The following is a 26,100-nucleotide window of genomic DNA, read 5'->3' as shown; positions in this document are numbered from 1 at the left end:
CCATAAGGCGACTTGGTACTCAGCGTTTAGGCTGATACCAGCATCCATTGACTGCACGCGTTAGCTTGATGATTCCAGCTTAGCACTATTGCAGCGTTGAACCCCATAGAGACATCCACGCACTGAGAATATTTAGCACGTCTTTGCGAAAAACGTCTTCCAGAACATTTTAGACAAATCTTAAGCAACTGTTTTTAATTATAATAATCACTAAAAATAGTGACCATAAGAATCGTCACGAGTCATGTCCTGTACTGTTGCCACATCCGGTGAATCATATCCCTCGGTGACCATTTACCCTGCAGCCAAGGCGCCAGCAACCGCGTTGAAAGCGGAATAAATACAAACACCATCACAGGCGTCAGCACCAGCGTACTGAGCAACACGCGTGGAATCAGCGCCCACTCGGCCAGCAGGCTACCAAACAGCCAGTGAAACAGCAGTGAGACAGGAAAAAATGCCAGCCAGACAGCGACGGCTTGTTTCCAACGCGGGGGCGCAGCGCCATTGGGGGCCACGTTGAACCAGCTATCCAGACCGGTGGCGCGGTGCTCGTGAGGTGCATCGTAGAGCCCTTTTCCGCGCTGCAGCCAGGCATGGCGCGAAGCGGAGTGCTCCCAGGAAGCGAGTCGCGCTGCGCTTTCGAAACGGAAAATGATCTGATATTCGTCATCGTCCTGGGGCGGTGCCAGCACCCCTGAGCCCAGATAGCCCGGAAAGTCGGCAGCCAACTCACGGCCTTCGTTGAGCCAACGGATGAAGTCCTGATAGCGGCCATTGGCCACACGTCGCGCCACCATCAAGGTGACAGGTGAGGTAGACATGGGTGATCTCCTGATAAGTAGGCAACCACTGCCGGGTAGGCGGGTTGCAGGCATTCAGGTGGGTACGCCTGAAGCACACGGCTACATTATAGAGAGAAAACCCCACGGGCACAGCTAGGCATGCGGTGCCAAAGGCACAATATCGTGGAATTTACCCTGATCGGTAAAGAACAGTCGAAACACGCCATTCACGCCGTCACGTCCCACTACGCGGCGCAATGCAGTGGCCGGGAAGATCACCCAGCGGCCATCCACGCTGCGCGCGCGCACGTTGTCGTACTGCCCTTCGTAATGGGCTAGGCATTCGGCTGCCGTCAAATGGATCATCACGTCAATGGAAGGCATGGCGTTGCGTAATCGAGTAGTGTCGCTGATACTGCATCATACTGGATACGATCATCATATCGGTAACTGCTCATGGATCTTTCATCACTCGGCGCTTCCTACAGCGCAACGCTCTGGCCTTCGCCGACCCTGCCCAACGCACGGGTCACTGCCGAACCCCAAGCCCAGCGCACAGGCGATGCCGACGAGGAAGCTGCCAGCGATGAAACGGCCTCGGCAACGGCGGGCCCCACCCGCCCCGACGGCACCCCACTGGAACCCGAAGAGATCCAGCAGCTGGAGCAGCTCAAACAGACCGATCGCGCGGTGCGCCAGCACGAAATGGCGCACCAAACCGTTGGCGGGCCTTATACGGGAGGCGCCACCTACGAGTACGAAATCGGCCCTGATGGGCAGCGCTATGCGGTCGCGGGTGAAGTGTCCATCGACTATGGCCCGGTGCCTGGGGACCCCCAGGCCACCATCGAAAAAATGCAGACCGTGATTGCCGCAGCCCTTGCCCCCGCCGACCCCTCACCCAAGGACCTGCAGGTGGCCGCCCAAGCGCGTCAGTACCTGCTGGAAGCCCGCCTTGAAGCTGCCCGAGAGCAAAGCGAGATGAACCAGGCCCGAGGGGGCGAGCCCAGTGATCCGACCGAGCCCATGCCCCCATCCTCCGAGCAGGCCGCCTGAGCCACCTGCCTCACTGCAGGCGGCTCAAACCATGCCAGTCATCGCGTAGCGGCCACTGCTCAAGCCAGCCCGGCAGCGCTTCGGGCGGCATCGGCCGAGCGATACCATAGCCCTGGGCCAGCTCGCAGCCCAATACCATCAGCGCCCTGGCATGTTCGAGGGTTTCGACCCCCTCGGCCAGCATCGGCCGCTGAAAGCGGTTGGCCATGTAAATGACGCTTTCGACAATCGCCATGTCATCATGATCCACCAGCATGTCACGCACGAAACTCTGATCGATCTTGATCAAGTTGACCGGCAGTTGACGCAGATGGGTCAGCGATGAGAATCCGGTGCCAAAATCATCGATCGCAAAGCTGACGCCCAGTGCTTGGCAGTGCGCCATGGTTTTCAGCGCGGCGGTCACATCATGCATGGCCGCGCTTTCCAGCACTTCGAGTTTCAGCAACGCAGGCGAGACGGAAGGATAGCGTGCCAACAGCGCGGCCAGACGCTGGCTGAACTGGCTGGTCAGCAGGTGTGCGGGGCTGATGTTGACGTTGATGGGCAGGACGATGTTGGCCACTTGCCAGCTCGCCAACTGGCGCAGTGCCTGCTCGATTACCCATTCACCCAGGTCGATTTCCAGCGGTGTAGCATCGATGGCGGGCAGGAACTGCGCCGGTGACAGTAGCCCGCGTTCGGGATGTTGCCAGCGGATCAATGCCTCCACGCCGACGACCTGACCACTGCGCATGTCCACCTGGGGCTGATAGTGTAGTCGCAGCTCATCGTGGGTCAGGGCATCCATGAAACGCTGGCGCTGCTCATGGCGGACTTGCAGCAAACGGTCGTGATGAGGGTCGAAAAAGTGATAGGTATCGCGCCCGCGCTGCTTGGCGCGATACATGGCCTGGTTGGCGTGGCGCAACAGCACATCCCCCTGCACATGATCATGGGGATAACGGGTGATGCCCAGGCTCGCGGTCAAGTAAACGGTTTGCCCTTCGATCATCAGCGGCTGACGAATGGAGGCCAGCAGCTTCTCGAAAAACACGTCATCGACCCCATGATGCAGCAGCAAGACGAACTCGTCGCCCCCAATGCGGGCCAGCACGTCATCACCGAACAGCAAGTGGCTGAGGCGCTGCGCAAATGCCGACAACAGCTCGTCCCCCACCGGAAGACCAAGACGCTCGTTGATGAGTTGAAAGTGGTCGATATCCAGTGAGCATACCGCCAGCGTCTGCTGCTGGTTTTCCGCGTGCTGAATCGACTCCTGAATCAGTTGCGTCAACAGCTGCAGGTTGGGCAAACCGGTCAAGGCATCGAAATAGACTTCGCGGTTGAGGTGCCGCGCATGGGCAGGAATGGCCGACAGGTCTGCCAGCACCATGACATGGTGGTCCACCCGACCCTGGGTGTCGCGGACGCGATTGATCGACATCATGCCAGGATAGAACTGACCATCATGGCTGCGGTAGCTGACCTGGCTTTTGCTGCGATCACGTAGCTGCAGCTCTTCACGCATCAAACGTACGCTGCGGTGGTCGTCCAGCGGCAGGATACTGAACGTTTCCGGGGTCTTGCCCCGCACATCGTCCAGCGCCAACCCCGTGAGCTCACTGAACGCCGGGTTCACCTCCATCACGCGGTTATCGGCATTGGTGATGATAATGGCTTCATTGGCATAGCGAAATGCCGACTCGCTGGGCGAGGCAGTGTCTTGTGTATCCAGCGTGGACATTGCCACGCGCCACGCCGAGGCTTGCGCATGGGCAGACGTAGCGGTGTGAGGCAAAGACTGCTCCTTTGGGTCATTCAAGGGCGGGCACATGCGTCTCTGCTCTCCTCGTCTAAACAGCGTTAATTTAATGACTTTTCGCCATATTAACACCGTCTTGCCCGCTATGTTCCTGGCGGCAACAGCGCTCTATCAACGCGCGTGCCGGCATTCGCAAAGGCAACGTGTGATTACCGGAGCCTTTTCGGTTGCTGCTAGGGCGCCAGGGAGGCCGCGCCCAGAAAACGCTGCTGCCAGTAGTCGATATCCAGCGGAACGCTGACCACGGCACGGCCACTGCCCGGGGCATGGATCATCTGGCGATTACCGCCATAAATGCCCACGTGGGTGGCCTTGCTGCCCTCGCCAAAGAACAGCAGATCGCCTGGGCGGGGGGCATCGACACGAGGCAGAGCGCGGTACTGGCCGTCCGCCGTGCGGGGCACACGCAACCCGGCAGCGCGGTAGGTCATTTCGACCAGACCAGAGCAGTCCAGACCATCCGGTGAGTTGCCGCCAAAGCGATAAGGAATGCCGATGGATTGCTGGGCATAAGAGAGAATCAGCGCACGCTCCAGTGACATGCCCCCTTGCACGGGAGGCTTTGCAGGGGGAGCCACGTCCTTGCTGGCACAACCGGCCAGTACTAACAGCAGGGCCAGAGACAGGAGGGAATAAACGCGGGCAAACGGCATGGGGCACTCCTGAGAAGCCTCGATAGGGTGTCTCTATCATGGCCCAGGTCACGCGTGCCCGCTAGCCGCCTATACGGGAGAGCATCCGAAAGGGCGTATCAGGCAACGCATCTCAGCGACCGATCCACTCCACGAAGGTCGTTTCGCCCAGCGCATGGCGCTCGTGGCGTAGTCGACTCATGGCGGCGTAAGGCAGGTCCATCACCAGCCCGTGGGTCAGCGGCTGGGCAATCACCTGACGCAGCAGCGCATTGCAGACGAACAGATGCGCCACCACCAGCACGTGCTTGCCCGGCGGGCGGCTCAGCAGGCGCTGCCATGCTTCACTCACCCGGGCATCCAGCGCCGCCAGGCTTTCCCCTTCCGGCGGCGCTGCCGTGGTGGGATCGTGCCAGAAGGCGTTCATCAGCGCGTGCCCCTCCTCGGCAAACACCTGGTCATGGGTCTTGCCTTCCCAGCGTCCCAGATAGAGCTCGGCCAGGTCATCGTCCACCTGCACGGGCAGGTCGAACTCCTCCCCCAACCACAAGGCAAACTCATGGCAGCGCGCCAGGGGGGAACTGACGATGGCATCGAACGGCGGCCTGCCATCGACCGTGTGACGCATCACGGCCGCCGTGGCCTGCTGCCAACCGGTTTCGCTGAGGGGGTGGTCGGTGCTGCCGCGCAGCATGCGGCCACCCAGTGGCTCACCGTGGCGCATCAGGTCGATGGTCATGATGTCGGCATCAGGAAAGCGCATGGTATCTCCCGGTCAGATGATGGCGTGGCGCACGCGGGCAGAGACCCACTCGGACACCAGCACGGTGGCAAAGATCAGCACGAAGATGACACTGACCTGATTCCAGGCCAGGCTGTTGATCGAGGCGTTGAGCTGCAGCCCGATGCCGCCTGCGCCCACCAGCCCCAGCACCGTGGACTCACGAATGTTGATATCCCAGCGGTACACGCTGATACCGGCGAACGCGGGCATCACCTGGGGCAACACGCCGTAGTTCATGACCTGCAGGCGGCTCGCCCCGGTAGCGCTGATGGCCTCGACGGGCGTGGGGTGGATCTCTTCGATGGCTTCATAGAGCAGCTTGCCCACGAACCCAATGGAGCGTAGCGCAATGGCAATGATGCCCGCCAGCACGCCGGGGCCGAGAATGGTCACCAGCAGCATCGCCCAGATCAGTGAGTTGATGGAGCGTGACGAAACGATGATGGTCAACGCCAGGCTGCGCACCAGGGGGTGGGGCGTCGTGTTGCGAGCCGCCAGAAACGCCACCGGAAACGCCATGACGATGCCCAGCGCGGTGCCTAGCGTGGCGATGTTGAGGGTGTCCCACATGGGCTTCCAGAGGACACTGGCGTACTCCCACCGGGGCGGCATCATGCGGTTGATCAGGTCACTGCCCTGGCGGCCAGCATCCTCCACGAACACCCACATGGTGTTGTCGGAGATCACTTTCCAGCAGAGCAGGAAAAGGCAGATACCTGCCAGCCAGGCCACATACTGGAGCCACTGGGCACGGGTGGTGCGCCGCTGCCACTGCGGCACGCCTTGGGGGGAACTCGAAACGGGCATGGAAATTTCCTTTACGGGTTAAGGCATCGCAGCGCTACTGGGTCCAGCGGCGCACATGGCTGGAGGCGTATTCACTCATCAGCACGATGGCAATGATGATCAGCAGGATCGCCGCCGAAGTGCCGTATTCGTAACGGCTCAGCGAGGTGTTCAGCGTGGCGCCAATGCCCCCCGCGCCGACGATGCCGATCACCGACGATTCACGGAAATTGATGTCCAGACGGTACATGGAGAGCCCGATCAAGCGCGGCATCACCTGCGGCTGCACCGCATGGTTCATGGTTTGCCACCAGCTTGCCCCCGTGGCACGCACGGCTTCGACCTGTTTCCAGTCCAGGTCCTCGATATCTTCTGCCAACAGCTTGGCCATGAAACCGATGGTGGCGAAGGCCAGCGTCAGCATGCCCGCAAACGGCCCGAAGCCGAACATCACCACGAACAGAATGGCGATGATGATCTCCTGAAACGTCCGCGAGATGGCAATGATGGCGCGGCACAGGGTATAGATGGGCAGCGGGGCAATGTTGCGTGCCGCGCCCAGCCCTACCGGAATCGCCAGCAAGACGCCGATCACGGTGGAGGTCAGCGTCATGGTCAGGCTTTCCATCAGCCCGGCGATGATGTCGTTCTGGCGGCTGAGGAAATCGGGCTGCAAAAAGGCCCCTAGAAAGTTGAGCGCTCGACCGGAGCCTTCCGCCACCCGCGCCCAGTTGACCTGCACCGACGACAGCGCCAGCACCAGATACACCACCACACCAATGGCCAGGCCCCAGCGCAACCGTGGGTTTTCGATCAGCGGCAAACGCCGCCACTGACCCTGGCGCGCAGCTTGCTGGCGCGCCGTGGCGTCTGCCGTGCTCATAGCGCGCCTCCACTGGCAACCTGGGTGAGCGGCCGCGCGTCATGGTGTGCTTTGGCTGCCGACGTGGGCGCTGCCGATGTGGGCGCAAGGGCTACCTGCGATGGCTCATCTTCTTCGTCGGCGGGCTCGGGCGTGGTGTCCCAGTCCTCTTCCCCATAGATGGTGGTGAGGATCTCGCTGGTGAGTTCGCTGGGCTTGCCGTCGAAGACGATTTGTCCGGCACGCAGGCCCACGATGCGGTCGGCAAACTGCTGCGCCAGAGCCACGTCATGAATGTTGATGATGGCAGCCAGCTCGCGCTCGGCGCACAGCTCGCGAATCAGACGCATGATCTGGCGCGAGGTTTTGGGGTCCAGGCTGGCGGTGGGTTCATCCACCAGCAATAACTTGGGGCTTTGCAGCAGTGCGCGGGCGATGCCGACACGCTGGCGCTGGCCACCCGACAGCGCATCGGCGCGCTTGTCGATGGCATGGGGCAAGCCCACCCGCTCCAACAGACGAAATGCTTCAGCAACGGCTTCCTGGGGGTAGCGGCGCAAGAAGCTGCGCCAGAAGCCGACATAGCCCAGTTGGCCCGACAGCACGTTTTCCATGACGGTCAGCCGGTCCACCAGGGCGTATTCCTGAAAAATCATGCCCATGGAGCGACGTGCGTGACGCAGGCGGCTGCCCGACAGTTTGGTCAGTTCGGTCTCTTCCAGGCGGATACTGCCCTGGCTGGGTTCCACCAGACGATTGACGCAGCGGATCAGGGTACTTTTGCCTGCACCCGATGGCCCAATCAGCGCCATCACCTGGCCTTTGGGCAGCGATAGGTGAATATCGGTCAGCGCGCGGTCGCCCGTCGGGTAACGCTTGCCAACGCCAGTGAGTGTCAACATGTGGAATGCCTCGTTTGCTTGTCGCTCAAAACGTTCAACTGACTCGACCCCATAACGCGTCGGCCAGAAGGTTGCCCTCCTGGCCGACAGGGTCACGCAGCGCTGGAATCAATCGCAGTCGTAAGTGACGCCATTGGCATCGGCAATGGTGCGGATGACCGACCAGTGCTCTTCATAGCTGATGGGAATGAACTGCGCTTCGCCTGAGTTCTCGAACTCCGCCTGCAGGGCGGTGCCTTCCCAGTCGTAGCTGAAGAACGCATCCTGAATCTGCTGCTGCAGTTCGGGCGTCAGGTTGTGGGCGGTGCCGTATGCCGTGGTGGGGAAGGTTTCGGAGGTGTAGATCACCTCGTAGTCACCCTCGTTGATGACACCCCGTGACAGCATGCGATGGGCAACGGAGTTGGCAATGGCCGCCGCATCGTAATCCTTGTTGATGACGCCCAGGATGGAGTTGTCGTGGGAGCCGGAGAACGCCGTTTCGAAGTCATCACCGGCTTCCAGACCGTACTCGGAGCGCAGCAGCGCGGACGGTGCGCGGAAGCCCGAGTTGGACGTTTCGGAAGTGAAGGCCAACTGACGACCCTGCAGGTCTTCCATGCCGTCGATACCGCTACCGGGGTAGGTGATGATCTCCATTTCGTAACCGTAGCTGCCATCTTCGGCCGCCATGATGGCGAAGGGACGGAAGCCGCCACAGTTGACCGCCACCGGTACGCCACCGGTGTTGAAGCCAGCCACGTGCAGACGGCCAGCGCGCAGCGCTTCCTGCTGGGCAGCATTCGACTGCACCGGGAAGAATTGAACGCGTTTACCCGTCGCTTCGCTCAGGTGATCCAGAAAACCCGCCCATACGTCGGCGTAGACCGCCGGGTCTTCAACCGGCGTGTAAGCAAAGACCAGCGTGTCCGGATCGACCAACCGAGACTCATCGCTGGGGATATCGGCCACCATGTCGCCATCGTTGTCCACGTAGCGTGAGGAGAGGTCGGCAGCCGCATTCATCGCACTGAAAGCGAAGGCACTGGCAACGGCAGCACTGATCAGGGTGCGCGAGAGTGACACGGTAGAGAGACGAGAGGATTGCATGGATCACCTAACGGGGTAGTAAGAGGTGGATGTATCCTGACGCCCCAAGATGACAGCGGCGGGTCTGGCGGGTGACAACTTCGTGACGTCTACATGACACCCGCGTGAACGACCTGCTGCTTTGTCGGCTCACTGCTCCACGCAGCAGCCACGCCGTTCCACGAACAGGCTGTTCCCGGCAATCTTCTTCGCCTGGTGCTTGAGTTCGGAGAGTTGGCTGGCAATGTCCAGGGCCTTGCAGTGGCCCGGGTCACTGATGGGCTTGACGGCTACCGACACGCTGACGAAAGGGAAAAAGCTGACGCCTCCCTGACGGCTTTCGATGGAAAGCCCGCCTCTCTGGCGGTCCTCTTCCTCGTAGAAACTCGGGGCCATGACCTCGAAGGAGGCCAGAATCTGCTGGCACACGCTCTCCCAGTGCTCCAGCGGTAACAGCATCATGAAGTCGTCGCCACCGATATGTCCGATGAAGCCCCCCGCGCTTTCCACCTGAGCCTGCAGCAGCCGCGACAGCGAGATGATCACATGGTCCCCGCGGGCATAACCATAGGCATCGTTGAACGCCTTGAAGTTATCCAGATCCACGTAGGCAGCGGCAAAGCCATTGCCCTGGCTCAGATAGGCCGTGAGGGTTTCATTGATCAGGATGTTACCGGGCAGCCCGGTGAGTGGATTGGCATGGCGCGCCTGACGCACCTGGATGGCGGTGATCTCGCGCAGCAAATCGACGATATTGCCCATACCCAGATACTGCCCTTCGCCATCGACGATGACGAAGTCCTCCTGTTCGATGTCGCGGCTGTCGGTCAGCTGCTGGCTCAGCGTTTCCAGGGGCATGTCGGCGGCGGCCACCAGCATCTTGCGATCGGCGATGTCCAGCACGCAGCGCTTGGCGTACAGCGAATGGCTATAAGGGTTGGTGAACAGCGTCAGGAACCCGTTGCGCCGCACCACGGCAATGGGCACGCCCTGTTCGATCACGGCCACGCAGCGCAGATGCGGCGTTTCACGAAACCGTTCCGCCAACGTGGGCACTGACACACTGGGCGCCACGGCCTCCACGCTGCGCAGGATGGTATGCGCCGTACGCCCGGCGGGAGTTTTCAATTGCGTGGTGGCGGGCAGCAGCGTATTGAGCTGAACAGGCGGCTGAACGCTGGGACGTGCGAAGTAGAAACCCTGCAATAGCGCCAATCCACGGTCCAGCTCCCACAGGCACAGGTGCTCTGCCGCGGTTTCGACCCCTTCTGCGATGAGCTGGCAGTCGAGGCTTTTGGCGACGTCCAGTATCGAGCGCAGAAACTCCCGCTTGGCGGGCTCCTGATCGATGCCGGAAATGAAATGGCGGTCCAGCTTGACGAAATCCGGGCGCAGCTCCGCCCAGTGGCGCAGGCTGGAGTGACCGGCCCCCAGGTCATCCAGGGCCACCTGAAACCCCATGTCGCGGTAGTGGGCCACCGCCTGGCGCATCAGGTCGTAATCGTGGATGGGCACGTGCTCGGTCAGCTCGATCACCACCCGCTCCGGCGGCAGGCCACTCTCCTGAATGAAGCCCAGCGTCAGCCCCTCGCGGAAATCACGCTCGACGATGGTCAGCGGCATGACGTTGAGGAACAGCAGCCCAGGGAGTGCGAGTTCGGCAAAACGGCGAATGGCGAGCCGTCGGCAAAGCAGGTCCAGCTCCACCAGCAGACCAGCCTGGGTCGCCACGTCGAACAGCCTTAGCGGTGAATGCAACGGAGAGGTGCTGGGGCCACGGATCAGCGCTTCGTAGCCATAAATGGCCTGCTGATTGGCATCGACAATGGGCTGAAAAAGTACGTGCAGCTCTTCTGCCGCGATAATCTGGTGAAGCCACTGAGTTTCTTGTGCGGTCATGTGCCTGCTGCCCTGTCAAACGTCAACGATCCCTATGACTTGTCAACTCCATCAGGAAGGTGCCAGGGCAGCAAGCGTGCGTCATTTACATGACATTTTCATGACGAACCACCGGTGGGCGCCTTCATGCCGGGGATGTCCGGCGGCGGAAACACCGCGTCGCCACCGCGGGCATCCAACTGACGAATATCGGTGGGACGCCCGTTCTCGTCGAGACTGACCAGGCCTATCCCGCTGGCATTCCACAGCCGCTCGCCAGCGCTGGCCTGCTCGGGGTCCCGAGGGTAGATGCTGAGCTTGCGCCGCTGGGTAAACCAGTTGAGGGGCGACAGCGGCGCGTATAGCCAACGATTGAGCCGATCGAAGGTATCCAGCAGCCGCCGAGGGAAGGTATTTTTCACGCCGCTGGAAGTGATCTGCCACAGATGCGGGGCCTGCTCCTGCCCGCGTACGACGATGTCGTAGGCAAAGGAGTAGTGCACGTCGCCCGACAGGATCACGTAGTTGCCGGGTGTCTTGGAGTGCCGCCAGATGTGCAGCAGCACGCTGGCGGCACCGCGATGGGCCATCCAGTTTTCGGCATCCACCATCAACGGTTTGCCGGCCAGGGTAAACAGCTTTTGAATGCCCTCGATCAGCTTGACCCCGAACATCGGGGCAGGCGAGACGATCACCGCGCTGGGGGTGCCCAACAGCGCCTGCTGCATCTCCATGAGCGCCTCCCAGTCCATCAGCCCGGAGGGCCGTTTGGGGTTGCGCTCACTGCGCCAGCGGCGCGTACGGGTATCGAGCACGATCAGCGCGGGGGCCCCTGGCACCTGAAACTCCCACCCTTGAAAGCGCAGAAGCCGCTCGATCACGCTGTCCTGGGCCTGGGGGTTCAAGGTGCCCGACCCATCGAACAACGTGCCGACCTGATGCAGCAGCGGGTTGAGTTTGTCCGGGGCATTGCCCCACCCTTGGCAAAGCAGGTAGGCCACCAGCGCGTTGCCAATGATGCGTTTGGAGAACGGATGCCCATAAGCACAGCGCTCCCAATCGGCGGTCAGGTTCCAGTCATCGGTGACGTCGTGATCGTCGAAGATCATCAGGCTGGGCACGTGGGCCATCAACCGCGCGCACTGGGGCAGACCTGCCACGAAGGCATCGATGACCGCCTGTTCGGTACGGTACGCTTCGGCCTCCTGCTCGGCCAGCTCGGGAGGCGTGGGCGCAATGATCTGCCAGGGAGTCGGCGACCAGACCAGACAATACATGGCCAGCATTTCGGCAAGGGTCATCAGGTGGTTCTGGGCGTGCGCCGAGGTGAACACCGGCTTTTTCACCCCACCGAAGAAACGCTCGCGCAGGGCCGCGTTGCTGGTGACATCCGGCAGCAGCGACTCGCGATGATAATAGGTTTCGGGAGCCGCATAGAGCGCCTGGCTATCGTTCACCGTGGCGCCTTCCAACTGCTCATCGGCCAGCCCCAGCCGGGCGATGAGTGCATGCACGGCGCGCAGGGTGGGGCCTGCCACGTCATCCACGTAGACCTGGTCACCGGTCATCAATAGCCAGGCAGGCCACTCGCCAGGGGCTTCCTGGCGCTCGGCCAGCCAGGCATCGGCACGCACCAGACCATCGGGGCTGTCGTGGTGGGGCTTGCGGCAGGAGCCGTGCATCAGGCGGTGGTGACGCGATGCCAGCACAAAGGCCGGGTAGGCCTGCCCGGCGTGACATAACCACGGTGCCCACTCGGGAAGGCGCTGCCATACGCCCTGGCGGCTCTGTACCTGCAGGTCGTAGGCGATGCGTATATCGGTGGGCAGTGCCCTGGGCAAGCTCAGGTCGATGCAGTACAGGTAGGCCCGCTCGCCGATGGCCACACATTGGTGATCCTGGCGAGACAGTGGGTAGGTTTGCTGGTCGGGGGTGTCCGGAAACAGAACCAGCTGGAGAGCCAGCGGTCGCGTGGCCACCAGCCACATCACCAGGCGTGACGGCGACAAGCGACGCAGCAGCGGACCCACCAGTACGTCAGGCAGTGTTTCGGTGACGTCGATCATCGTTGCTCCTTCAGGCCCGCGCGGCCAGCACGGGTAGTTCGATCACCACCTCCAGCCCGCCCTGTTCGGCGCGCTGCAGGCGCATCTGCCCACCATACAGGGCCACCAGATCGGCCACGATGGCCAGCCCCAGCCCACTCCCGGAACGCTGCTCATCCAAGCGCTTGCCGCGCTGCACGGCCTCCTGGCACTCCTCGGCGGTCATGCCGGGGCCGTCATCGCTCACCGTCAGCCTCAATACGCCTTGCTGCGCCTGAAAGCTCACATGCACCGTCTGGCTGGCCCAGCGCAGGGCATTATCGAGCAAATTGCCCACCATCTCCTGCAGGTCCTGGTCGTCCAGGTGTACCCGCATCTGGCTATCCACGGTCTGCGTCAGGGTGATGTGCCGCCGCTGGGCAAGACGCGCCAATCCGCTCATCAGCGGCGCCAGGGTGGCCTGCAGGTCAATGGCGGCGAAGCGCCCGCTGTCCCCGGCCGCCGAGGCCCGGGCCAGGTGGTGACGCACCGCATTGTCGATTCGCGAAAGCTCTACGTCCCAGGTGGCTCGGCTGTCGCTGGGCAGCTGCTTCACCAGCAGACGCATGACGCTGAGCGGCGTCTTGAGGGCGTGGGCCAGATTACCCGCCGTATAGCGTCCGCGCTCGATCAGCCGCTGGTCGCGCGCCAATACGGCGTTCATGGAGCTGGCCAGGGTGGCCAGCTCTTGCGGCAGTCGGGTATCCAATTGCTCGGCACGGCCCTGCTCCACGTCGCGCAGGTTGGCATTCATGCGCCGTAACGGCGCCAACCCCCAACGCACCTGGAGCGCCAGCACCCCCAGCAACACCGCGCCAAGCCCCAGCAGGCCTAACCACAGCATGCGCTGGAAGGCCTGGATTTCAGCCACCAGGGCATCGTCACGGGCGGCCACGCTGACGTGCAGCGGCGATTCCAAAGGCGCCAGATAGATATCCCGCTCCACCACTCGCAACTGCTGCCCTCTAGGCCCTGGCAAGGTCCGTGCAGACACCTGTTCGCTGTGGGTCACGGACAGCCGCTGATCCCATAGCGAGCGCGACGCCACCGTGTGCTGCTCGCTGTCGGTGATCTGCCAATACCAGCCTGAAAACACGTATTCGAAGCGGGGGTCGCCCAAGGCACGTTCATAGCGCAGCTGTTGGCTCAGTGGGTCGTAGGCAACACCGGCAATGATCACGTTGAGCGTCGCTTCGAGACGCTCGTCGAACGCGTTCACGGCGGCGCTACGATAATGATGGGCCAGCAGCCCACCCGCCACCGGCAGGGCCAATAGCACGATCAGCAGCGCTGCCAGCAGCAAGCGCAGGTGGATGGAGCGGCTGGCCCAGCGTTGACGCCAATGCAGCTCGGCAGCGCTCATGGCGTGTCGGGCTCATCGGCCAGCAGGCGATACCCCTGGCCGCGCAGGGTGGCGATACGCCAGGCACCCAGCTTGCGCCGCAGGCGGCTGACCTGCACGTCGATGACGTTGGAGTCGGGCTCGTGGTCACGGTCATAGACGTGCTCCGAGAGCTCACTGCGGCTTACTACCCGCGGCGCGGCATGCATGAGATAACTCAGCAGACGGGTTTCCTGGGCGGTCAGGCTGACGGGCCTGCCTGCCAGGGTAACGTGCTGGGTGTGGGTATCCAGGCTCAACTCGCCTACCCGTAGCACCGGGTGGGCGTGGCCATGGGTGCGTCGCGCCAGGGCGCGCAGCCGAAACAGCACTTCGGCGGGCTCGAAGGGTTTGGTCACGTAGTCATCGGCCCCGGCAGTAAACCCCGCGGCCTTGTCGGCCCAACGCTCGCGAGCGGTCAAGATCAGCACCGGCAGGTCGATGCCATCCTCCCGCCAGGAGGAGAGCCAGCGGGTGCCATCGCCATCCGGCAGGCCGATGTCCAGGATCACCGTATCGTAGGCTTCCGTACGCACCAGAAAGTCGGCTTCCTGACCATTTTCGGCTCGCTCGACGATCCAATCGCCTTCACGCAGGGCCTGGCTCAGCTCACGGGCAAGCGCCTGGTCATCCTCTACCAGCAAACACTTCATCACGCTATCCTTTCATGGGTTACGCTGCATCTCGCGAATGCGGACACCTTCGATCTTCATCAACTGGCCGCTGTGACCATCGAATTCGAACTCGACCACCTGCCCCTGGGGCCCCAGCATCTTGATCTCATACTCCACCAGCCCGTCGTCCCGGTCGATCTCGATTTCCAGAATATCGCCAATGTAACGCTCTTCGAGCCAGTCGAGTATCGTTTCCAGCGGCACCACATCGCCGCGCCCCACTTCACCGTGCAGCGCTTGCCAGGGCTGGTCGCCAATGGCGTTACCCATCCAGACAAGCGCCAACGCGCAGGCCATCACCCGAAGGCGGGGCCAGGTGCGTAAGGAGCGTAGGAAAGCGGTCATGGTTTTCATGATGCCAGCATGCCAAAGTCAACATGAACGGTAGATGAACGACTTTGTCAGCTTCCGGTAAGACCCCGGCTGCTATAACTGTCTCGTCGCTTCAACTGACATATCGTGAAAAAAGGAGCTTGTGATGAACGCCATGAAAAAAATGCTGATGATTCCTGCCTCTGCCCTGCTACTGAGCGCAGCCGCCAGCACCGTGTATGCCGATACCCAGCCGGTGGATCGCATCGACGACATTCTGACCTACGCCAGCGATTATGGTTTTACGCACTATGAAGAGATCAGCGTCAAGAGCCGTGGGCGCGCCGAAGTCGAAGGCTGGCTGGACGATGAGTGGTATGCCGATATCGAGTTCTCGCTGGATAACGGCGATACCCTGAAAGAAGAGCGCAAGCGTTTGATCACCGGTGCCTGGGGCATGACCGAAGACGATGTACGTCAGGCGCTCAATATCGCCAGCCAAGAAGGCATGACGGAGTTCGAGGAGATCGAGATCAACAAGAGCGGCAGCATCGACATCGAAGGGCGCGACCAGAATGGCCGCGAACTGGACATCAAGATGCGTCAGGGTTCGTTCCAGATCACCGAGATCGACCGCGACTGATACGCGCGAGCAACCTTGCATGGCGGGCCCTGGTGGCCCGCCTTTTTCATGCCATCGTCATGCCGTCATGACGCCTCGACACCGTGGACTAGCGGCAGTCCTGGCAGTTGCCGCGGGCCATGATCGCCTCGGCAATCCGCTCGATGCCCTGACAGTACGCCGCGTGACGAAACGACACCTGCTCTTGCTCGGCCCGCTTCAGTACCTGGCTTGCCTCGCGCTCCAGCAGGGTATTCAGCCGCTCGTTGACCTGCTCTTCACTCCACTTTTCACCGGCACGATTCTGCAACCACTCGAAGTAGCTGACCACGACTCCGCCGGTATTGACCAGTACGTCGGGCAGCACGTCCACGTCGCGCTTTTCGAGTGCCCGGTCGGCGTCACTGGTCAGCGGGCCGTTGGCGATCTCCAGGATGGCGCCAGCCTGCACCTCGGCCACGTTGTCGCCATGTACCTGATTCTCCAGCGCGGCCAGGGCCAGCACATCCACCTCCAGCGCCAGCAACTGCTCGCCACTCAGGGCTTTCCCCTGCTGACTCTTCGACAGCTTGCCGTGGGACTGCTTGTCCTTTTTCAGCGCTTCGATATCCAGACCGTCCGCCGCATAGCGGCCTCCGCTGGAGTCGGAAACCGCGACCACGCGGTACCCTTCGGCACTGGCCAAACGGGCAAAGTGGTACGCGGCGTTGCCGAAGCCCTGCACCGCCACGGTGGTCTCTTCCGGCGCCCGCTCCCGCTGCGCCGCCCACAGGTCGAGCACCTTGAGCGCGCCACGGCCAGTGGCTTCCACCCGGCCTGGCGAGCCTCCTAGCGGCAGCGGTTTGCCCGTGATGGCGGCTGGCGCCTGGGCGCGCAGGATGTGCTCGTACTCATCGATCATCCAGCCCATCACCGTGGCATCGGTATTCACGTCCGGTGCGGGTATGTCGCGGTCTGGCCCCATGATGTCGGCGATGGCGCGGATATAGCCTCGCGCCAGCCGCTCTCGCTCCAGCGACGACAGCGACTTGGCATCCACCTGAACGCCGCCCTTGCCGCCGCCGTAAGGCAGGTTGACCACCGCGCACTTCACCGCCATCCAGAAGCTCAGCGTGGTGACTTCATGCTGGTTCACGTCCGGATGGAAGCGGACCCCGCCCTTGGCAGGCCCCAGGCTGGTGTCGTACTGCACGCGCCAGGCGGGAAACGCCTTCAGGCTGCCATCATCCATGCGCACCGGCACGCTGACCTGCAATGAAAGGCTCGGCTGCATCAAACGCGCCTGAGCATCCGGGTGAATCTTCAGCGCCTCGAACACGTCCACCAGCCGCGAACGGGCATCTTCAAACAGGGCAGCCCCGGTATCGGGGGTCAGCTGCTGTGGCGTTTTCGCGGACACGGGGGAAGATGACGTGGCGGACTTGCTCGACTGGCGTTTCTTCGACTTTCCTTTGCCCATCATGCTGCTCCTGTCGGGTGAATGCTGGCGCTATCGGCCATACTGACTCTCGATGGCCACTTCAGTCAGCGTAGCAGTTCCTGCCGCGTTGGCGGCTAGACTTGCGAAATGCCCGGTTTTTCCCACACTTGGACAAGCTACCCACAGGAAGACGGGGCAATACTCGCCATTCGCAAGGACGCACAAGGAGAAGCATTCGTGAACCACGTCATCCGCCAAGCGCTGCTTTGGGTCACTCTCTACATGGTGCTGGCATTACTGCCGGTGAGCTGGCTGCTGGTGTCGCCGCCAGCTCCACGCAGCGCCTTGGCCGAGGCAGGCGTATTGCTGGGCGCGCTGGCGCTGAGCATCATGGCGCTGCAAGCGCTGATTTCAGGCCGTCACGGCTTTGGCAATCGCGCAGGGTTCGACAACGTGCTGCAGTTTCATCGCCAGCTGGGGATCGGTGCCCTGCTGCTGGTACTGGCGCATCCCACGCTGACATTCATCGCCGAGCCCAGCCTGCTGCACTATCTCGACCCCCGCGAGGACACCCTCCGCGCCCTGGCCCTGATGGCCCTGCTGCTGGCCAGCCTGACCCTGGTGGTCACCTCGCTATGGCGCAAGCGGCTGGGGTTGAGTTACGAGACATGGCGACTGCTGCATGGCGGCCTGACCGCTTTCGTGGTCATGGGCGGGCTGGGGCATGCGCTGATGGCTCAGCGCTACACCCAAGGCGTCGTCACCTCGGGCGTCTTTGCCCTGCTGCTCCTGCTGCCGCTAGGGCTGCTGGTGGAAACTCGCCTGCTGCGCCCGTGGCGACTGCGCCGCCAGCCCTGGCGCGTGGTGGATAACCAGCTGGAGCGAGGCGATACCACGACGCTGACGCTGGAGGCAGATGGCCAGCACCAGCTGGACTTCCAGCCCGGGCAGTTTTTCTGGATCACCTTGGGCAACACCCCTTTTGCCTTGCAGCAGCACCCTTTTTCCATCGTTTCCAGCGCATCACAGCCGGGCAGGGTGGCTTTCAGTGCCAAGCGGCTGGGGGACTTCACCCGTACGCTGCCCAAGGTCAAGGCCAACACACGAGCGTTCATCGAAGGGCCATACGGCGCCTTCATTCCCAATCCCGATAACCCCCATGGCATCGTGATGCTGGCGGGCGGTATCGGTATCACCCCGTTCATCAGCATGCTGCGCAGCTTTCGTGATACAGGCAAGGCGCCCCCTATCTGGCTGATCTATGCCAACCCGACCTGGCAGGAAGCCACCTTCCGTGAGCACCTGGAAACGCTCAGCAAAGCGCTGCCCCTGACAGTGGTTCACGTGCTGTCCGACCCGCACGAAGGGTGGCAGGGCGAAACCGGCTATGTGGATGAGGCGCTGATCAAACGTGTCTTGCCGGACCTGGACCCGCGGATCGACTGTTACATTTGCGGCCCAGACCCGATGATGGATAGCGCCGAACGCGGGCTGATTGCCCACGGCATACCGCCGACGCACATTTTTTCCGATCGCTTCGACATCGTCTGAGAGAGGTTCGCATGCTGCACCACTACGCCCGCCACCTGGGCACTGCCACGCTGGTCGTGTTGATTGCCCTGACGCTGCTGGCCCTCTGGCTACGTTGATGGCATGAGCGACGGCTGCCTGGAAGGCGTCTGGCCCCACTCGCCGCAGCGGCTGCTGCGCGACATGCTGTGGCTGCTGGCAACCCCGGACCTGGTGACGCTGGCCGATCTGGCTGGCCGCCCCACTCCCGCCGAGCTGGGCCTGGCCAGCGCCGCACAGCGTCACGCCTGGCTGGCCCGCCATGCGGACCATTTTCGGCAGGATGAGTCTTCAGCCGTGCCTCGACAGACGGCTGCTCGACCGACACGTCGTGTACCGCCTCAGCGCATGGGGCATTACCATGAACGGCTGTGGCATCTGCTGCTGGACAGCGCGCCCAACACTCGCCTGCTGGGCCACAACGTACGCATTACCCAGCGCCGCCTGACGCTGGGCGAGCTGGATATTCTCTACCGTACTCGGCAGAACCCGGCGCCCATGCACCTGGAGGTGGCCATCAAGTTTTATCTGGGGTTGCCCGAAGGGCCTGGAGAGCAGACGAGCCAGAGCCGTTGGGTCGGCCCCGGAGGGTTGGATAGTCTGGCGCTGAAGTGCCAGCACCTGCGCCAGCATCAGCTGCCGCTGTCGTGTACGCCACCTGCGCGACACTTGCTGCGCCACTGGCTCGCCCCCCGCGACAGCGGCGAAACCCTGCCCGCCTTGCAGCCCCGAGTGGCCATGCCCGGCGTCTTGTTCTACCCGTGGCACGCAACGCTGCCACCGCCGGACGGGGCAACGCCTGACCACCGGCGCGGGCTGTGGTGCTACAGGAAGGATTGGCCAGCACTGGCAGAGAGCTACGCCGACGCACCCAGCATGGCCTGGCTGGAAAAGCCTCACTGGCTGGCGCCGCCGCTGCCGGAAGCCTTCGATGCACTGGCGCTACAAACGGCCAGCGTGATGCCGCTGATCGACCGCTACGGGCCTCAGCAGGTGATGCTCAGCCACCCGGCTCACCCCCCGTTGCGGGTGATGATCGTGCCGGACGGCTGGCCACAGCAAATACCGCTGCCGCCTTACACCACCACCAGATTATCGCGATGAATCAGCTCGTGGGACTCCACATAGCCGAGGATGGCCTCGATCTGGTGGCTGGGCTGGCCCGCCAGCTGGCGTGCCTCATCGGCACCGTAGTTGACCAGCCCCTTGGCGACCCGTGCGCCCTGTTCGTCCACACACAGCACCATGTCGCCGCGTCTGAAGCTGCCCTGTACGTCCCGCACGCCCACGGCCAGCAGGCTGGAGCCTTTGCCGCGCAGCACGTTGACCGCACCGGCATCCAGCACCAGCGTACCGCGTACCTGTAGCTGCCCTGCCAGCCAGCGCTTGCGGGCCGCCATGGGCGCCTGGTCCGGGCGCAGCAGCGTGCCCAGCGGTTCGCCCTGCACGATACGGGTGATCACCTCGGGCTGACGGCCGCTGGCGATCACCGTTACCGCGCCGGAACGCGCCGCCAGCTGCGCGGCACGCACCTTGGTGCTCATGCCCCCTCGGCCCAGCGCACCGCCGCTGCCTGCCACGGCGGCCAGCCGTGGGTCATCGGCACGGCCTTCGGCAATCAATCGAGCGTCAGGATGATGGCGCGGGTCGGCATCGAACAGGCCCTCCTGATCGGTGAGCAGCAGCAGCGCATCGGCTTCGAGCAGGTTGGCCACCAGCGCGCCCAGGGTGTCGTTATCGCCAAAGCGGATCTCGTCGGTGACGACGGTATCGTTTTCGTTGATCACCGGCACTACGCGCATCTCGACCAGGGTGCGCAGCGCCGACAGTGCGTTCAGGTAGCGCTTGCGGTTGGAGAGGTCGTCGTGGGTGAGCAGAATTTGCGCGGTGAGCATGCCGTGGCGAGCAAAGTGCTGCTCGTAGCACTGGGTGAGCCCGTTCTGCCCCACGGCCGCCGCCGCCTGCAGTTCATGCACGGCGCTGGGGCGTGCCTGCCACCCCAGGCGTACCATGCCTGCCGCCACGGCTCCCGAAGAGACCAGCACCACTTCGATACCCTGCTGGTGCAGGGCAGCAATTTGATCCACCCAGCCGCCAATGGCCGCTTCATCCAGCCCGCGACCATCGTTGGTGAGCAGCGCGCTGCCAATCTTGACCACTATCCGGCGGGCGCTACTCAGCGCCTCACGGCCCGGCAACTGCTCGTTGTGTTCCACGTCGCGACTCTCCCACGCCATTGCGCTCACGCGATTCATCCTGGTCGGCACGCCTGCCGTTTACGGGGCGTACTCTACTTCGACATCGTAATCATCGTCGTCGAAATCGTCATCGTCTTCTTCGTCATCGCGCTTGCGGCGACGGCCAAGGCGCGCTTCGGTACGGGCCACCGACTCCTCTTCCATGCGGCGCCGCATCTCCTGCTCGCGGGCATGGGCCTCTTCGTCTTCGTTTTCCAGACGCTGCTGCTCGGTGAGCCAGCGGTACGCCGCCTGCACCAGCTTGTCGGTGCCTTCGCTGCTGATCGCCGAAATACGGAACACCGGGCCCTCCCAGTTCAACGCATCGATGATCGCCTGGGCCCGCGCTTCGCGCTCCTCTTCCGGCAGCAGGTCGAACTTGTTCAGCACCAGCCAGCGCGGCCGCTCGGAGAGCGCCGGTGAGAACTGGCCCAGTTCGTGCACGATGGCCTGGGCAGCGTCGACCGGATCGGATTCGTCGAACGGCGCCACATCGACCACGTGGAACAGCAGCCGCGTACGGGTCAGGTGCTTCAGAAAACGCAGCCCCAGGCCTGCGCCGTCAGAGGCGCCTTCGATCAGCCCCGGTACATCGGCCATCACGAAGTGCTCGTGCATGCCCAACTTCACCACGCCCAGGTTCGGCACCAGGGTGGTGAAGGGGTAGTTGGCCACCTTCGGCTTGGCCGCCGACACCGAACGAATCAGCGTCGACTTGCCGGCATTGGGCATGCCCAGCAGGCCCACATCCGCCATCACCTTCATTTCCAGGCGCAAATTGCGGCGGTCGCCTTCGGTACCCGGCGTGGTGCGGCGCGGTGCGCGGTTGGTGGAGGATTTGAAGTGGATGTTACCCAGGCCACGACGACCACCGGCCGCCACCAGCACGACCTGCCCGATCTCGGTCACATCGGCGATCACTTCGAGGGTGTCCTCGTCGATCACGGTGGTGCCCACCGGCACCTTGACGTGCAGGTCTTCACCAGCCTTGCCGCTCATTTGGCGACCCATGCCGCCCTGGCCGTTCTCGGCCTTGTAGAAGCGCTGAAACTTGAAATCGATCAAGGTATTCAGCGAATCGTCACCAATCAGATAAACGCTGCCCCCGTGGCCACCATCACCACCGTCCGGGCCACCCTTGGGCACATATTTCTCGCGGCGAAAGCTCAGACAGCCATTGCCGCCTTTACCTGCCTCAACAATGATCGAGGCTTCATCGACGAACTGCATTGGATTCTCCCGGCCGCTTCCGCCGCCCTGACTGCATCACCCTGTTCCCGGTACGGGCAAAAGGGCTTGAAAAGACAAAAAAGCCCCGCCATGGCGGGGCTTTTCTTTCGTCATCTTCGCACTGCGCAACCTGAGTTGCTTAGGCAGAAACGATGCTGACGAATTTACGGTTTTTCGGACCTTTGGTCTCGAACTTGACGACACCGTCGTTCAGAGCGAACAGCGTGTGGTCACGGCCCAGGCCAACGCCAGTGCCGGCGTGGAAGCGCGTGCCGCGCTGACGCACGATGATGTTACCGGCGGTTGCCGCTTGGCCACCGTACAGTTTCACACCCAGGCGTTTGGATTCGGAATCGCGACCGTTACGCGTGGAGCCGGCTGCCTTTTTATGTGCCATTGCAAAATCCTCCTAAAGGGAAGTGACTGCTTACGCAGAAATTCCGGTAATTTTGACTTCAGTGAACCACTGGCGGTGGCCCTGACGCTTCATGTGGTGCTTCCGGCGGCGGAACTTGATGATGGTGACTTTGTCGCCACGGCCGTGGGAAACGATTTCGGCGGAAACTTTGGCACCGCTGATGAAAGGTGCGCCAATGTTCACGTCGTCGCCGTCTGCAACCAGCAGCACTTCATCGAATTCAATCGTTTCGCCGGTCGCGACTTCGATTTTTTCGAGCTTGAGGGTCTGACCTTCTTGAACGCGGTACTGTTTGCCACCGCTTTTGATAACTGCGTACATGTCGCTCTCCGGACTTGTCGTTAATGCCAGTTACGCCCCGCGTAACCAACGCTCATCGCCTTCCGCTCTTATCGACCTGCTGCGAGTGGCGCCTCTTTTGGCAGCCATCTGACAGGGAGCATGATGAGTGGGTCGCGGATTATAACGACTATCGCGCTTTACCACAAGGCCACCGGGGCCTGTCAATCACCCCGCCGCCCGCCCGGCGCCGCTATGCCTTGACGCCTCACAGGCAGCCCCATAGCATGACCCCCACTCTCTTACCTGCCGCGATGAACGGAACCCATGACAGCCAACGTCTCCTCAACCCCGCCTGCCAGCCCTTCGCCTTCACCGCTGCACGCCGTGGTGGCCGACGATTTTGAGGCCGTCAACCGTACCATTGTGACGCAGTTGAATTCTCGCGTGCCGCTGGTGGAAACCATCGGCCAGTACATCATCGAAAGCGGCGGCAAACGCCTGCGCCCGCTGCTGGTACTGCTGGCAGCGCGCTCGCTGGGCTACGAGGGCGACAAGCACATCACCCTCGCCACGCTGATCGAGTTCATGCACACCTCGACCCTGCTGCATGACGACGTGGTGGACGAGTCGCACATGCGCCGTGGCAAGAAAACCGCCAACGACGCCTGGGGCAATGCGCCCTCGGTGCTGGTAGGCGATTTCCTCTACTCCCGCTCGTTCCAGATGATGGTCGATGTCGGCTCCATGCGCATCATGGCGATCCTCTCCGGCGCGACCTGTGTCATCGCAGAAGGCGAAGTCCTCCAGTTGACCAACATCGGCAACCCGAGCATCTCGGAAGCCGACTACTTCGAGACCATTCAGGGCAAAACCGCCATGCTGTTCGAAGCCGCTTCCCACAGCGGCGCGGTGCTGGCCGATGCCACCCCGGAGCAGGAGCGCGCGCTGCAGTACTACGGCCGCTATCTCGGCCTGGCCTTCCAGCTCATCGACGACCTGCTGGACTACCAGGGCGACGCCGACGCCATGGGCAAGAACGTCGGCGACGATCTGGCCGAGGGCAAACCGACCCTGCCGCTGATTCACGCCATGGAGCGCGGCACCCCCGAACAGGCCAAGCTGATCCGCCAGGTGATTCGCAAAGGCGGCCTGGAGCAACTGGACGAAGTGCTGGAGATCATTCACGCCACCGGCGCTCTCACCTACACCCGCGACCGCGCCGTCGAGATGGCCGACAAGGCCCTGGCCGAGCTGAACGCGCTGCCCGAAAGCCCCTTCCGCGACAGCATGGCCCAGCTGGCCCGCCTCGCCGTGGAGCGTCAGGCCTGATCGGCACCTGGCAAGCGCAAAAGGGGCTTGAAAACAGCCCCTGAACTACGTATGATGCGTCCCGTTGTTAAGCACGCCTTGGCAACCTTCGGAATATAGCTCAGCTTGGTAGAGCGCTGCCTTCGGGAGGCAGAGGTCGTAGGTTCGAATCCTGCTATTCCGACCAAGAATTCAACGAAAACGGCCACTTAGCTCTTAGAGCAAGTGGCCGTTTTTGTTTTTGCGCCCCTCATCAGCGCCCACCACGTTTCATGGCCATACCAGGTCCACCGCGATGGGGTCGTGGTCTGACGAGCGAAACGGGTTGGGCGGGGTGTCGTCCGGCTGTTGGTCGTAGCTCAAAAAGCGCGGCTCGTCGGCGTTGATGGGCCAGGTATGCACCTGCTGCACGGCCTCGGCCAGTTCAGCGCTGGCCAGGGCGTGGTCAAGATACCCGGACTCACCGCGAAACACGTAGGTGTAACGGCGCTCGGCGGGGAGATGACGCGCGATCAGGTCGGTCATGCCTGCATGTACCAAAGTGCGGATCGGGTCTTCGGCACCGTAGGCATTGAGGTCCCCCAGTAGCAGCAAACGCTCATGGCCCGCTTCCTCGCGCAAGGTGTCCAGAAAACGCTGGGTGGCCTGCGCCTGAGCAACACGCCGCTCGTTCCAGCAGCCTTGGCCACGGTCGATATCCCCCTGCGCAGGGCAGCCGGATTTGGCCTTGAAGTGCGCGGTCACCACCCCTACCTCTGGCCCACCTCGCACACTGCGGAAGAAGCCGGCCAGCGGCGGTCGGTCGTGGGCATCGTCACGGTCGATATGCAGGGCTCCCAGGGCCTCCACTCGGTCCGGCCGATAGAGCAACGCCACCCGAATGGCGTCCGTTCCATGACGCTCGGGCTCGCCCACCGGCTGGTAGCGAATCCCCGTGCGCTGGTGCAACTGCTCGACCAGATCGGTCAATGCGTCGGGGCGGTTCTCTATTTCGATCAGCGCCAGAATATCCGCCTCCAGCCCCGCGATGGCAGCTGCCAGCTTGCCGCGCTGGCGCTCCAGCGCGGGCGCATTGGCGGCGCCACGCTCCCCCAGGGTGATGAAGTAGTTCTCGACGTTGAAGGTAGCCACCCGCAGGGCATCACCCGGTGCTTCCAGCGGGCCGGGGCGGGGGTTGCTGTCGGTGAACGTGACCGCTTGCGTGGGGTGCAGACGGTAGTCGCCAAAGGCGTGGGTGAGCACCCCGGTCAGCCCGTCGAGGGTGCTGCCTACGCGGCGGGAGCCCTGCTCGTTCAAATAAGGCACGGGATCGGGGTTCGTGCGGTAGCTGCCATCGTCCAGCAGCAGTGGCGCAGGCGAAGGAGCTGCCTGAGCGGCACTATGGGTCGGCCGAAAGCGTCGCTCGCTGGCCAGCCCCAGCGTGCCGTAACGGCCCAGATCATGGTTATCGGTGACCGTCAGCGGCTCGGGGAAAGTGACCAATAGCGCCTCCATGGCGTCCAGCGAGGCCGCGTCCTGGGGCCAGGATAACGCAATGGGCTCGGGCAGCTCGCCTGCGCTGTCACAGGTCACCAGCTGAGTGACGCGCTGCAGCTGGGGGTTGCCGCGAAAGCTTCCTGTACGCGCCTGTAGCTGCAGATGCTGGCCCGCCACGACCTGCGCGACCTTGTGCTCGGCCAGCTCCGGCGCATACACGAACATGCCTACCGGGCCCTGCTCGGTGGTTTGCTGCAGGTAGAACCCGCTGAGGCGCTCGCGCCCCAGAAACTCCCCGGTCACGACGCCATCGATGGTCACACGCTGGCCTTCGGCGAGGGCAGACTGCTCGCCAATGCCTTTGATGTGCGCCAGGTCCGTGGTGGACGCTGCCGGGCAGCTGGCCATGGCAGGCAGCGCCAGCGGCAGCACGAGCCACACGATGCCGTGGGTCGCTCGCCGAAGGGACCTGTGCAGCTGGCCTGCGCGTTGCAGGTTGGCCAGCGCGTCGATGAATCTCATGCGACCAC

The 26,100-nt window shown here is 62.8% G+C and carries 25 protein-coding genes and 1 tRNA gene; 6 read left to right on the top strand and 20 right to left on the bottom strand.

Features of this window, described 5'->3' with window-relative positions; translation table 11 throughout:
- Positions 1–242 precede the first annotated feature (242 nt).
- Complete coding sequence (locus LG409_RS01555; RefSeq protein ID WP_227407464.1) at positions 243–824, bottom strand: antibiotic biosynthesis monooxygenase; 582 nt, start codon at positions 822–824, stop codon at positions 243–245.
- Between the two features lie 114 nt (positions 825–938).
- The gene (locus LG409_RS01550) at positions 939–1,169 is read right to left on the bottom strand and encodes a DUF2835 family protein (protein WP_039181469.1); all 231 of its coding nucleotides are present in this window, start codon (positions 1,167–1,169) and stop codon (positions 939–941) included.
- Between the two features lie 72 nt (positions 1,170–1,241).
- Between LG409_RS01550 and LG409_RS01545 the strand changes: the two genes are divergently transcribed.
- Entirely contained in the window at positions 1,242–1,841 is a 600-nt protein-coding gene (locus tag LG409_RS01545) for a putative metalloprotease CJM1_0395 family protein (RefSeq protein WP_039181472.1), read from the top strand.
- Positions 1,842–1,851: 10 nt separating this feature from the next.
- Here LG409_RS01545 and LG409_RS01540 read toward each other — a convergent pair whose 3' ends face one another.
- The 12 genes from LG409_RS01540 to LG409_RS01485 form a co-directional block, all read right to left on the bottom strand.
- Positions 1,852–3,567, bottom strand: coding sequence for a putative bifunctional diguanylate cyclase/phosphodiesterase (locus LG409_RS01540; protein WP_227408085.1), 1,716 nt, complete (start codon positions 3,565–3,567; stop codon positions 1,852–1,854).
- Positions 3,568–3,818: 251 nt separating this feature from the next.
- The gene (locus LG409_RS01535; RefSeq protein ID WP_144984320.1) at positions 3,819–4,298 is read right to left on the bottom strand and encodes a C40 family peptidase; all 480 of its coding nucleotides are present in this window, start codon (positions 4,296–4,298) and stop codon (positions 3,819–3,821) included.
- Between the two features lie 112 nt (positions 4,299–4,410).
- On the bottom strand, positions 4,411–5,040 hold the full coding sequence (locus LG409_RS01530; protein ID WP_039181483.1) for a histidine phosphatase family protein: 630 nt from the start codon (positions 5,038–5,040) through the stop codon (positions 4,411–4,413).
- 12 nt (positions 5,041–5,052) lie between these two features.
- Complete coding sequence (gene phnE, locus LG409_RS01525) at positions 5,053–5,868, bottom strand: phosphonate ABC transporter, permease protein PhnE (RefSeq protein WP_016915879.1); 816 nt, start codon at positions 5,866–5,868, stop codon at positions 5,053–5,055.
- Between the two features lie 34 nt (positions 5,869–5,902).
- Positions 5,903–6,730 carry a phosphonate ABC transporter, permease protein PhnE gene (phnE, locus tag LG409_RS01520; protein WP_016915878.1) on the bottom strand — a complete coding sequence of 276 codons (828 nt, stop codon included), beginning with the start codon at positions 6,728–6,730 and terminating at the stop codon, positions 5,903–5,905.
- Positions 6,727–7,611, bottom strand: coding sequence for a phosphonate ABC transporter ATP-binding protein (gene phnC / locus LG409_RS01515; RefSeq protein WP_096921597.1), 885 nt, complete (start codon positions 7,609–7,611; stop codon positions 6,727–6,729). The genes phnE (LG409_RS01520) and phnC overlap by 4 nt, the downstream gene beginning before the upstream one ends.
- Before the next feature lie 108 nt (positions 7,612–7,719).
- Positions 7,720–8,700 carry a phosphate/phosphite/phosphonate ABC transporter substrate-binding protein gene (gene phnD, locus LG409_RS01510; RefSeq protein WP_039183168.1) on the bottom strand — a complete coding sequence of 327 codons (981 nt, stop codon included), beginning with the start codon at positions 8,698–8,700 and terminating at the stop codon, positions 7,720–7,722.
- A 129-nt stretch (positions 8,701–8,829) separates the two neighbouring features.
- On the bottom strand, positions 8,830–10,578 hold the full coding sequence (locus tag LG409_RS01505) for a bifunctional diguanylate cyclase/phosphodiesterase (protein WP_039183171.1): 1,749 nt from the start codon (positions 10,576–10,578) through the stop codon (positions 8,830–8,832).
- A gap of 98 nt (positions 10,579–10,676) precedes the next feature.
- Positions 10,677–12,623: an alkaline phosphatase family protein gene (locus LG409_RS01500; protein ID WP_227407463.1), complete on the bottom strand. Its 1,947-nt coding sequence runs from the start codon at positions 12,621–12,623 to the stop codon at positions 10,677–10,679.
- A 10-nt stretch (positions 12,624–12,633) separates the two neighbouring features.
- Positions 12,634–14,004 carry a sensor histidine kinase gene (locus tag LG409_RS01495; RefSeq protein WP_227407462.1) on the bottom strand — a complete coding sequence of 457 codons (1,371 nt, stop codon included), beginning with the start codon at positions 14,002–14,004 and terminating at the stop codon, positions 12,634–12,636.
- Positions 14,001–14,675, bottom strand: coding sequence for a winged helix-turn-helix domain-containing protein (locus LG409_RS01490; RefSeq protein ID WP_144984332.1), 675 nt, complete (start codon positions 14,673–14,675; stop codon positions 14,001–14,003). Before LG409_RS01490 ends, LG409_RS01495 begins: the two co-directional genes overlap by 4 nt.
- A gap of 12 nt (positions 14,676–14,687) precedes the next feature.
- Positions 14,688–15,050 (bottom strand): PepSY domain-containing protein, encoded by a 363-nt coding sequence (locus tag LG409_RS01485; RefSeq protein ID WP_144984335.1) that lies wholly within the window; start codon positions 15,048–15,050, stop codon positions 14,688–14,690.
- A gap of 124 nt (positions 15,051–15,174) precedes the next feature.
- On the opposite strand from LG409_RS01485, the gene LG409_RS01480 reads away from it, so the two are divergent.
- The gene (locus LG409_RS01480; protein ID WP_039183184.1) at positions 15,175–15,651 is read left to right on the top strand and encodes a PepSY domain-containing protein; all 477 of its coding nucleotides are present in this window, start codon (positions 15,175–15,177) and stop codon (positions 15,649–15,651) included.
- Between the two features lie 88 nt (positions 15,652–15,739).
- Here LG409_RS01480 and LG409_RS01475 read toward each other — a convergent pair whose 3' ends face one another.
- On the bottom strand, positions 15,740–17,089 hold the full coding sequence (locus LG409_RS01475) for a Glu/Leu/Phe/Val family dehydrogenase (RefSeq protein ID WP_227408084.1): 1,350 nt from the start codon (positions 17,087–17,089) through the stop codon (positions 15,740–15,742).
- A gap of 198 nt (positions 17,090–17,287) precedes the next feature.
- Here LG409_RS01475 and LG409_RS01470 point away from each other — a divergent pair, with 198 nt between their 5' ends.
- Together LG409_RS01470 and LG409_RS01465 are read left to right on the top strand one after the other, a co-directional pair.
- The gene (locus LG409_RS01470; protein ID WP_227407460.1) at positions 17,288–18,601 is read left to right on the top strand and encodes a ferredoxin reductase family protein; all 1,314 of its coding nucleotides are present in this window, start codon (positions 17,288–17,290) and stop codon (positions 18,599–18,601) included.
- A 102-nt stretch (positions 18,602–18,703) separates the two neighbouring features.
- Complete coding sequence (locus tag LG409_RS01465; RefSeq protein ID WP_227407459.1) at positions 18,704–19,723, top strand: DUF1853 family protein; 1,020 nt, start codon at positions 18,704–18,706, stop codon at positions 19,721–19,723.
- Here LG409_RS01465 and proB read toward each other — a convergent pair.
- From proB to rplU, 4 genes are all read right to left on the bottom strand, one after another.
- Positions 19,696–20,856: a glutamate 5-kinase gene (gene proB / locus LG409_RS01460; protein WP_227408083.1), complete on the bottom strand. Its 1,161-nt coding sequence runs from the start codon at positions 20,854–20,856 to the stop codon at positions 19,696–19,698. The two genes, LG409_RS01465 and proB, sit on opposite strands and share 28 nt — an antisense overlap.
- Positions 20,857–20,895: 39 nt before the next feature.
- Positions 20,896–22,086, bottom strand: coding sequence for an Obg family GTPase CgtA (cgtA, locus tag LG409_RS01455; protein ID WP_039183193.1), 1,191 nt, complete (start codon positions 22,084–22,086; stop codon positions 20,896–20,898).
- Between the two features lie 139 nt (positions 22,087–22,225).
- Positions 22,226–22,483, bottom strand: coding sequence for a 50S ribosomal protein L27 (rpmA, locus tag LG409_RS01450; RefSeq protein ID WP_016915864.1), 258 nt, complete (start codon positions 22,481–22,483; stop codon positions 22,226–22,228).
- A 30-nt stretch (positions 22,484–22,513) separates the two neighbouring features.
- The gene (gene rplU / locus LG409_RS01445; RefSeq protein ID WP_016915863.1) at positions 22,514–22,825 is read right to left on the bottom strand and encodes a 50S ribosomal protein L21; all 312 of its coding nucleotides are present in this window, start codon (positions 22,823–22,825) and stop codon (positions 22,514–22,516) included.
- 285 nt (positions 22,826–23,110) lie between these two features.
- Between rplU and ispB the strand changes: the two genes are divergently transcribed.
- Positions 23,111–24,115: an octaprenyl diphosphate synthase gene (ispB, locus tag LG409_RS01440; protein WP_039183196.1), complete on the top strand. Its 1,005-nt coding sequence runs from the start codon at positions 23,111–23,113 to the stop codon at positions 24,113–24,115.
- Positions 24,116–24,204: 89 nt separating this feature from the next.
- Positions 24,205–24,281, top strand: a tRNA-Pro gene (locus LG409_RS01435).
- 83 nt (positions 24,282–24,364) lie between these two features.
- Here LG409_RS01435 and LG409_RS01430 read toward each other — a convergent pair.
- The gene (locus LG409_RS01430) at positions 24,365–26,092 is read right to left on the bottom strand and encodes an ExeM/NucH family extracellular endonuclease (protein WP_052196489.1); all 1,728 of its coding nucleotides are present in this window, start codon (positions 26,090–26,092) and stop codon (positions 24,365–24,367) included.
- Positions 26,093–26,100: the final 8 nt, after the last annotated feature.

Source organism: Halomonas sp. NyZ770 (assembly GCF_020616575.1).
Lineage (GTDB): Bacteria > Pseudomonadota > Gammaproteobacteria > Pseudomonadales > Halomonadaceae > Vreelandella > Vreelandella hamiltonii.
This window is presented reverse-complemented; position numbering and strand designations above follow the sequence as displayed.

Excerpts from the sequence above, each read along its gene's own strand:
- LG409_RS01555 (WP_227407464.1), bottom strand. The coding sequence starts at position 824 with ATGTCTACCTCACCTGTCACCTTGATGGTGGCGCGACGTGTGGCCAAT.
- LG409_RS01550 (WP_039181469.1), bottom strand. The coding sequence starts at position 1,169 with ATGCCTTCCATTGACGTGATGATCCATTTGACGGCAGCCGAATGCCTA.
- LG409_RS01545 (WP_039181472.1), top strand. The coding sequence starts at position 1,242 with ATGGATCTTTCATCACTCGGCGCTTCCTACAGCGCAACGCTCTGGCCT.
- LG409_RS01540 (WP_227408085.1), bottom strand. The coding sequence starts at position 3,567 with ATGTCCACGCTGGATACACAAGACACTGCCTCGCCCAGCGAGTCGGCA.
- LG409_RS01535 (WP_144984320.1), bottom strand. The coding sequence starts at position 4,298 with ATGCCGTTTGCCCGCGTTTATTCCCTCCTGTCTCTGGCCCTGCTGTTA.
- LG409_RS01530 (WP_039181483.1), bottom strand. The coding sequence starts at position 5,040 with ATGCGCTTTCCTGATGCCGACATCATGACCATCGACCTGATGCGCCAC.
- phnE (WP_016915879.1), bottom strand. The coding sequence starts at position 5,868 with ATGCCCGTTTCGAGTTCCCCCCAAGGCGTGCCGCAGTGGCAGCGGCGC.
- phnE (WP_016915878.1), bottom strand. The coding sequence starts at position 6,730 with ATGAGCACGGCAGACGCCACGGCGCGCCAGCAAGCTGCGCGCCAGGGT.
- phnC (WP_096921597.1), bottom strand. The coding sequence starts at position 7,611 with ATGTTGACACTCACTGGCGTTGGCAAGCGTTACCCGACGGGCGACCGC.
- phnD (WP_039183168.1), bottom strand. The coding sequence starts at position 8,700 with ATGCAATCCTCTCGTCTCTCTACCGTGTCACTCTCGCGCACCCTGATC.
- LG409_RS01505 (WP_039183171.1), bottom strand. The coding sequence starts at position 10,578 with ATGACCGCACAAGAAACTCAGTGGCTTCACCAGATTATCGCGGCAGAA.
- LG409_RS01500 (WP_227407463.1), bottom strand. The coding sequence starts at position 12,623 with ATGATCGACGTCACCGAAACACTGCCTGACGTACTGGTGGGTCCGCTG.
- LG409_RS01495 (WP_227407462.1), bottom strand. The coding sequence starts at position 14,004 with ATGAGCGCTGCCGAGCTGCATTGGCGTCAACGCTGGGCCAGCCGCTCC.
- LG409_RS01490 (WP_144984332.1), bottom strand. The coding sequence starts at position 14,675 with ATGAAGTGTTTGCTGGTAGAGGATGACCAGGCGCTTGCCCGTGAGCTG.
- LG409_RS01485 (WP_144984335.1), bottom strand. The coding sequence starts at position 15,050 with ATGAAAACCATGACCGCTTTCCTACGCTCCTTACGCACCTGGCCCCGC.
- LG409_RS01480 (WP_039183184.1), top strand. The coding sequence starts at position 15,175 with ATGAACGCCATGAAAAAAATGCTGATGATTCCTGCCTCTGCCCTGCTA.
- LG409_RS01475 (WP_227408084.1), bottom strand. The coding sequence starts at position 17,089 with ATGGGCAAAGGAAAGTCGAAGAAACGCCAGTCGAGCAAGTCCGCCACG.
- LG409_RS01465 (WP_227407459.1), top strand. The coding sequence starts at position 18,704 with ATGAGCGACGGCTGCCTGGAAGGCGTCTGGCCCCACTCGCCGCAGCGG.
- proB (WP_227408083.1), bottom strand. The coding sequence starts at position 20,856 with ATGGCGTGGGAGAGTCGCGACGTGGAACACAACGAGCAGTTGCCGGGC.
- cgtA (WP_039183193.1), bottom strand. The coding sequence starts at position 22,086 with ATGCAGTTCGTCGATGAAGCCTCGATCATTGTTGAGGCAGGTAAAGGC.
- rpmA (WP_016915864.1), bottom strand. The coding sequence starts at position 22,483 with ATGGCACATAAAAAGGCAGCCGGCTCCACGCGTAACGGTCGCGATTCC.
- rplU (WP_016915863.1), bottom strand. The coding sequence starts at position 22,825 with ATGTACGCAGTTATCAAAAGCGGTGGCAAACAGTACCGCGTTCAAGAA.
- ispB (WP_039183196.1), top strand. The coding sequence starts at position 23,111 with ATGACAGCCAACGTCTCCTCAACCCCGCCTGCCAGCCCTTCGCCTTCA.
- LG409_RS01430 (WP_052196489.1), bottom strand. The coding sequence starts at position 26,092 with ATGAGATTCATCGACGCGCTGGCCAACCTGCAACGCGCAGGCCAGCTG.